6 protein-coding genes and 1 pseudogene are annotated in these 6,554 nt (G+C 63.4%); 5 read left to right on the top strand and 2 right to left on the bottom strand.

All coding sequences use genetic code 11. The features are described from left to right. From EN969_RS11860 to EN969_RS11840, 5 genes and pseudogenes are all read left to right on the top strand, one after another. Positions 1-654 (top strand): annotated as a pseudogene (locus EN969_RS11860) (ABC transporter substrate-binding protein); the annotation flags it as partial. Between the two features lie 111 nt (positions 655-765). Continuing rightward, positions 766-1,773, top strand: coding sequence for an ABC transporter permease (locus tag EN969_RS11855; RefSeq protein WP_063170041.1), 1,008 nt, complete (start codon positions 766-768; stop codon positions 1,771-1,773). 1 nt (position 1,774) lies between these two features. Then, the gene (locus tag EN969_RS11850) at positions 1,775-2,914 is read left to right on the top strand and encodes an ABC transporter permease (RefSeq protein ID WP_063170042.1); all 1,140 of its coding nucleotides are present in this window, start codon (positions 1,775-1,777) and stop codon (positions 2,912-2,914) included. A 9-nt stretch (positions 2,915-2,923) separates the two neighbouring features. Further along, positions 2,924-4,591, top strand: coding sequence for an ABC transporter ATP-binding protein (locus EN969_RS11845; protein ID WP_063170043.1), 1,668 nt, complete (start codon positions 2,924-2,926; stop codon positions 4,589-4,591). Positions 4,592-4,610: 19 nt separating this feature from the next. Further along, positions 4,611-5,981: an alpha-glucosidase/alpha-galactosidase gene (locus EN969_RS11840; protein WP_063170044.1), complete on the top strand. Its 1,371-nt coding sequence runs from the start codon at positions 4,611-4,613 to the stop codon at positions 5,979-5,981. Positions 5,982-5,986: 5 nt separating this feature from the next. Here EN969_RS11840 and yacG read toward each other — a convergent pair whose 3' ends face one another. Together yacG and EN969_RS11830 are read right to left on the bottom strand one after the other, a co-directional pair. Next, positions 5,987-6,184 (bottom strand): DNA gyrase inhibitor YacG, encoded by a 198-nt coding sequence (gene yacG, locus EN969_RS11835; protein ID WP_013530195.1) that lies wholly within the window; start codon positions 6,182-6,184, stop codon positions 5,987-5,989. Continuing rightward, a partial coding sequence (locus EN969_RS11830) for a Maf family protein (protein ID WP_206525149.1) occupies positions 6,181-6,554 on the bottom strand: 374 nt, incomplete at its 5' end. The genes EN969_RS11830 and yacG, both read right to left, overlap by 4 nt.

Raw genomic sequence — 6,554 nt, 5'->3', positions numbered from 1 at the left:
GGCGACGGCTTCGTGAATTTCCCTTCCGGCACCGCCGGCGGCAAGAATGTCGAGATCGTGATGCTGGTCAACAACGACTACACGACCGACAAAAGCCTTGCCGAAGGCGTCGTCGCCCAGATGGAAAAGCTCGGGCTGCGGGTCGTGCTCAACGGCCTCAACGGCACCCAGCGGGACGCTTCGCAATACTCCGGCCGCTTCGATTGGCTGGTCCGGCGCAACGAACAGGAACTGACCTCGGTGGTGCAGAACACCGTGCAGCTTGCCCCTGTCGGCCCGCGCACCAGCTGGGACCATCGTGCGCCGGAAAATGGCGAGGTCGATGTGATGCCGTTCGAAAAGGACCTCGTCGACATCGTCAACAAGTTCGTCTCCACGCAGGACAATGACCAGCGCGCCAGCTTGATGAAACAATTCCAGAAGATCTCGACGGAGCACGTCTACAATGTCGGCCTGACGGAATATCCCGGCGCGCTGATCGTCAATAAGCGATTCTCGAACATTCCGCAGGGCACGCCGATCTTCATGTTCAACTGGGCCGAGGATTCGATCATCCGCGAACGGGTATTTGTCGCCGCAGACAAGCAGGCGAAATATGAATTGTTCCCCGATGAGCTGCCCGGCAAACCCGGAGAGAAGGGGCTGATGAATTAGGTTTACCTCCCTGACTGAGAGACCTCCGGCCGCGCCGCTGGCGCGGCCGGACAAACCAACCTCCGGACGCAACCAAGGGCGCGATCGGCGAGACAAGGAAATGAACCGTCCATGCTGCGATTCCTGCTCACGCGCATAGCGTCGGCAATCCCGGTCCTCGCCATCTTGAGCCTGGCCACCTTTGCCATCATCCAGGCGCCGCCGGGTGACTATGCCGACTACATCCGCTCGCAGGCGATCAACCAGGGTGGAGCTTCCTTTGCCGAGGCCGACGCGCAGGCAAAGGCCTATCGCATCGAGCATGGCCTCGATAAGCCGCTGCCCGTGCAGTATCTCAACTGGATCGTCGGCATCGTCACCCGCGGCGATTTCGGCTACAGCCTGTACTACAACAAACCGGTCGCCGATGTGGTCGGAGAGCGCCTGCCGCGCACGCTCCTTCTGGCGCTGGTCTGCCATCTGCTGGCCTCGGTGCTGGGCATCACATTCGGCATATGGGCGGCGACAAGGCAATACACCTGGATCGACTCGACACTGTCGGCCATCTCCTTCCTCGGCATGACGGTGCCGCGCTTCCTGATGGCGCTGATCATCGTCTATCTCCTGGTCTTCCAGTTCAACGTGTCTGAGATCGGCTCATTCTTCTCGCCGCAATATGGTGGTGCGCCGTGGTCGTGGGCCAAATTCGTCGACCTCGACAAACATGTCTGGCCGGTGGTGGCGATCGCCACTTTCGGCGGCCTCGCCTACAATATGCGCGTCATGCGCGGCAATCTGCTCGATACGCTGAACGCGCAATATGTCGAGACGGCAAGGGCCAAGGGGCTGACGGGTGCTGCCGTCGTCATGCGCCACGCCGTGCCCAACGCGCTGCATCCGCTCATCATGTATCAGGGCGTGGTGCTGCCCTATATGCTGACCGGCGAGATCGAGACGGCGATCATCTTCGCACTGCCGACCGTCGGCCCGGCGATCGTCGGCTCCATGGCTGTCGGCGACGTCTATGTCACCGCCACCTTCATGATGGTCCTGTCGGCGACGCTCATCGTCGGCAACATCATCGCCGACATGCTGCTCGTGCTGCTCGATCCGCGCGTGCGCCAGTTCGGGGAGCGTTGAGATGCTGGCGCGCGATCCATCCCCTCCACCGCTGCCTGCCGAAGGGCCCATCGTCGCCGAACCGGCGCATGGCAACGAAAGCTACATGGCGCTTGTCTGGCGCCGGCTGAAGCGCTCCTGGACCGGCATGGCCGGGCTCTGGCTCGTCGTGCTGCTGCTGGTGATGGCCGTATTCGCCGAATTCATCGCGCCAATGGACCCGAAGGTCACGGATGTCGGCTTCGCTCCGCCGCAGGTGCCAAGCTTCCATGACAGAGACGGCGGTTTCACCGCACGGCCGAGGGTCTATGCGCTGGCCGATTCGGCGGACCTCGATCCGGTCACTTTCCAGCCCGTCGTCGGCCCCGACTATGATCATCCTAGGCTGCTCGGTTTCTTCGTGCATGGCGCGCCCTACAAGCTGTTTGGGCTGCTGCCGGCGGACCGGCATCTGTTCGGCTCGCTGGACGGCCAGCCGGTGCATTTCCTAGGCACCGACAAGTTCGGCCGTGACGTGCTGTCGCGCGCCATCCACGGCTCGCGCGTCTCGCTGATGATCGCCCTGACGGTCGTCTTCATCATCACCGTCATCGGCACCACCGTCGGCATGGTTTCCGGCTATTTCGGCGGCAGGTTCGATGTCTGGATGCAGCGCTTCGTCGAACTGGTGCTCGCCTTCCCGCAGCTGCCGCTCTATCTGGCGCTGACGACACTGATCCCGGTCACCGCTCCCACCAACGTCTTCCTCGCTTTCGTCATCATCGTCATGTCGGCCTTGGGCTGGGCGCAGATGTCGCGCGAAGTGCGCGGCAAGACGCTGGCGCTGGCGCGGATCGAGTATGTGCGCGCCGCCATGGCGGTCGGCGCCACCGACCGGCGCATCATCATGCAGCACATCTTCCCCAATGTGATGAGCCATGTGATCGTCGCCGTGACGCTGGCGATCCCGACCGTGGTGCTGCTCGAATCCTTCCTCGGTTTCCTCGGCTTCGCCGTCAAGCCGCCGCTGATCTCGTGGGGCCTGATGCTTCAGGACACCGCGACCTATTCCGTCATCGGCACCTATCCCTGGATCCTGTCGCCGGTCGGTTTTGTGCTGGTCACCGTCTTTGCCTTCAACGCGCTGGGCGACGGCCTGCGCGACGCCGTCGACCCTTATTGAGGTGCTGAGATGTCCGTCGCGCTCGCCGAATCCTTCGCACCGATCGTCCGTCACGACCATGATGGACGCCAGGACCAGCCGATCATCGATGCCCGCAACGTCGCCGTGGCCTTCAAGGTGGAGCATGGCGTCGTCGAAGCGGTCAAGGACATCTCGTTCCAGCTCTATCGCGGCGAGACGATCGCCATCGTCGGCGAATCCGGTTCGGGCAAGTCGGTGACGGCGCGCACCGTCATGGGCCTGCTGTCACGGCGCGCCACGGTGTCGCCCGGCTCGAGCGTCTGTTATGACGGGCAAAACATCCTGAAATTTCCCGAGAGCGCCCGGCGCAAGCTGCGCGGCAACCGCATCTCGATGATCTTCCAGGAGCCGATGAGTTCGCTCAACCCGATCTATACGGTCGGCAGCCAGATCGTCGAGGCGATCCGGGTGCATCGTAAGGTCAGCCGCAAACAGGCTTGGGCGCGAGCGCTCGAACTTCTGCAGCACGTGCAGATTCCCGATCCTGCCGCGCGGCTCAGACAATACCCGCATCAGCTCTCGGGCGGGCAACGCCAGCGGGTGATGATCGCCATGGCGCTGGCCAACAATCCCGACGTGCTGATCGCCGATGAGCCGACCACGGCGCTCGATGTCACCGTCCAGGCGCAGATCCTGAACCTGATCCGCAGCCTGCAGAAAGAGCTGCGCATGGCGGTGATCCTGATCACCCACGACCTCACCGTGGTGCGCCAGTTCTCCGACTACGTCTATGTCATGCAGCATGGCGAAATGTGCGAGCACAACGCCACCGAACGGCTGTTCGGCGATCCGCGGCATCCCTATACGAGGCGGCTGCTGGCTTCAGAGCCGCACGGGCAGCCGAAGCCGCTGCCGGAGGGTTGTGGCACCATTCTCGAGGCCAGCGGCGTGCGCGTCTCATTCATGCTGCGCCACGGCACCTTTCTGAAACCCGACTGGCGCGAATTGGTCGCCGTCGACGATCTCAGCCTGAAACTCTGTCGTCATGAGACGCTGGGGCTGGTCGGCGAGTCCGGCTCCGGCAAGACCACCTTCGGCCAGGCCCTGCTCCGGTTGATCGACGCCAAGCGCGGCGAGATCCGTTTCGACGGCAAGCCGATCCACGGCCTGTCGCGGGCCGAGATGCGGCCGTTGCGCTCGCGCATGCAGATCGTCTTCCAGGATCCGTTCTCCTCGCTCAACCCGCGCATGACGATCGGCCAGATCATCGAGGAAGGGCTGATCGTCAACAGCATAGGGGCGACGCGGCGCGAGCGGGTCGAACGGGTGCGCGACGCGCTGGTCAGCGCCGGCATGCCGGGCGATATTCTGTCGCGGTTTCCGCACGAATTCTCCGGCGGCCAGCGACAACGGATCGCGATCGCCCGCGCCATAGCGCTCGAACCAGAATTCATCCTGCTCGACGAGCCGACATCGGCGCTGGACCTCTCCGTCCAGGCGCAGATCATCGACCTCCTGCGCAAGCTGCAGGACGAGCGCGGCCTCAGCTACCTCTTCATCTCGCACGACCTCAAGGTGGTGCGCGCGCTATGCCATCGCGTGATCGTCATGCAGAACGGCAAGATCGTCGAGCAGGGCCCCGTCGACGACGTCCTGTCCAATCCCAAGACCGCTTACACCGAACGGCTCGTCAGGGCCGCTTTCGATGTGGCCTGAACATATGCCGGAGGTTAGCATGGCAAGAAATCCCAAGATCACGTTCATCGGCGCCGGCTCGACGGTGTTCATGAAGAACATTGTCGGCGACGTGCTGCAGCGCCCGTCGCTGTCCGGCGCGACGATCGCGCTGATGGACATCAATCCGCAGCGGCTGGAAGAGAGCGCCATTGTCGTCAACAAGCTGATCGCGACGCTTGGCGTCAAGGCGAAGACCGAGACCCATTCGGATCAGCGCAAGGCGCTGGCCGGCGCCGATTTCGTCGTCGTCGCCTTCCAGATCGGGGGCTACGAGCCCTGCACCGTCACTGACTTCGAGGTGCCGAAGAAATACGGCCTGCGCCAGACGATCGCCGACACGCTCGGCGTCGGCGGCATCATGCGGGGCTTAAGGACCGTGCCGCATCTGTGGAAGGTGTGCGAAGACATGCTCGCCGTCTGCCCGCAGGCGATCATGCTGCAATATGTCAACCCGATGGCGATCAACACCTGGGCGATAGCAGAGAAATACCCTGAGATCAGGCAGGTCGGCCTCTGCCATTCGGTGCAGGGCACGGCAATGGAGCTGGCTGAAGACCTCGACCTTCCCTACGAAGGGATCCGCTATCGCTCGGCCGGCATCAACCACATGGCGTTCTATCTGAAGTTCGAGCATCGCCAGCCGGACGGTTCCTACCGCGACCTCTACCCAGATCTCGTGCGCGCCTATCGCGAAGGCCGCGCGCCCAAGCCCGGCTGGAACCCGCGCTGTGCCAACAAGGTGCGCTACGAGATGCTGACCAGGCTCGGCTATTTCGTCACCGAGAGCTCGGAGCATTTTGCCGAATATACGCCCTATTTCATCAAGGACGGCCGCCCGGACCTGATCGAGAAGTACGGCATCCCGCTTGATGAATATCCCAAGCGCTGCATCGAGCAGATCGAGCGCTGGAAGGGGCAGGCTGAAGCCTATCGCTCGGCCGATCGCATCGAGGTAGAGCAGTCCCGGGAATATGCCTCCTCGATCATGAATTCAGTCTGGACCGGCGAGCCGTCGGTGATCTACGGCAATGTCCGCAACAATGGCTGCATCACCTCGCTGCCTCGGGATTGCGCCGCCGAAGTGCCGTGCCTGGTCGATGCCTCCGGCATCCAGCCGACCTATATAGGCGAGCTGCCGCCGCAATTGACCGCGCTGATCCGCACCAACATCAACGTGCAGGAACTGACGGTGCGGGCTCTGATGACCGAGAACCGCGAGCACATCTACCACGCGGCGATGATGGATCCGCACACCGCGGCCGAACTCGATCTCGACCAGATCTGGTCACTGGTCGACGATCTCTTGGCCGCTCACGGCGACTGGCTGCCGGGCTGGGCGCGGGTGGCGCGCAAGACCGAGGCCGCCTGACGACCTCATTTCGGAGCGTCGGGATCCGTCTCTTCCTCGTCATCGCGGGCCTTGATGACATAGGCGCCCTTCAGCCAGCGGTTGAGGTCGATGTCCTTGCAGCGCGTCGAGCAGAACGGAAAGCTGTCGCGCGCCGAGGGCTTGCCGCATTCGGGACAGGGGCGCTTTGGGCGCAAGGGCGTGACTTTGGGATCGGAATTCACAGCCGGGTTCCCGCCAGCCAGCCGCCATGCACCTTGAAGCCTTCGCCGCTCAGCAGCGCGATGGTCTCATACAGCGGCAGCCCGACGATGTTGGTGTAGGAGCCGACCAGCTTGACGACGAAGGCGCCGGCGAGGCCCTGGACGGCGTAGCCGCCCGCCTTGCCGCGCCATTCGCCCGAGGCGATATAGGCGTCGATCTCTTCGCGCGGCAGCCGCTTGAAACGCACCCGCGTCTCGACCAGGCGCTGGCGCAGCTTGCCACCCGGGGTGATAAGGCAGATGCCGGAATAGACCCGATGCGAACGGCCCGACAACAGCCCGAGACAGTTGGCGGCGTCGTCGAGGGTTTCTGCCTTGGGCAGGATGCGCC

It is taken from the genome of Mesorhizobium sp. M7A.F.Ca.CA.003.01.2.1 (assembly GCF_003998945.1).
In the GTDB taxonomy this organism is placed as follows: Bacteria; Pseudomonadota; Alphaproteobacteria; order Rhizobiales; family Rhizobiaceae; genus Mesorhizobium; species Mesorhizobium ciceri.
Note: the sequence above shows the minus strand (reverse complement) of the source record. Positions and strands in the feature narration are given on the sequence as shown.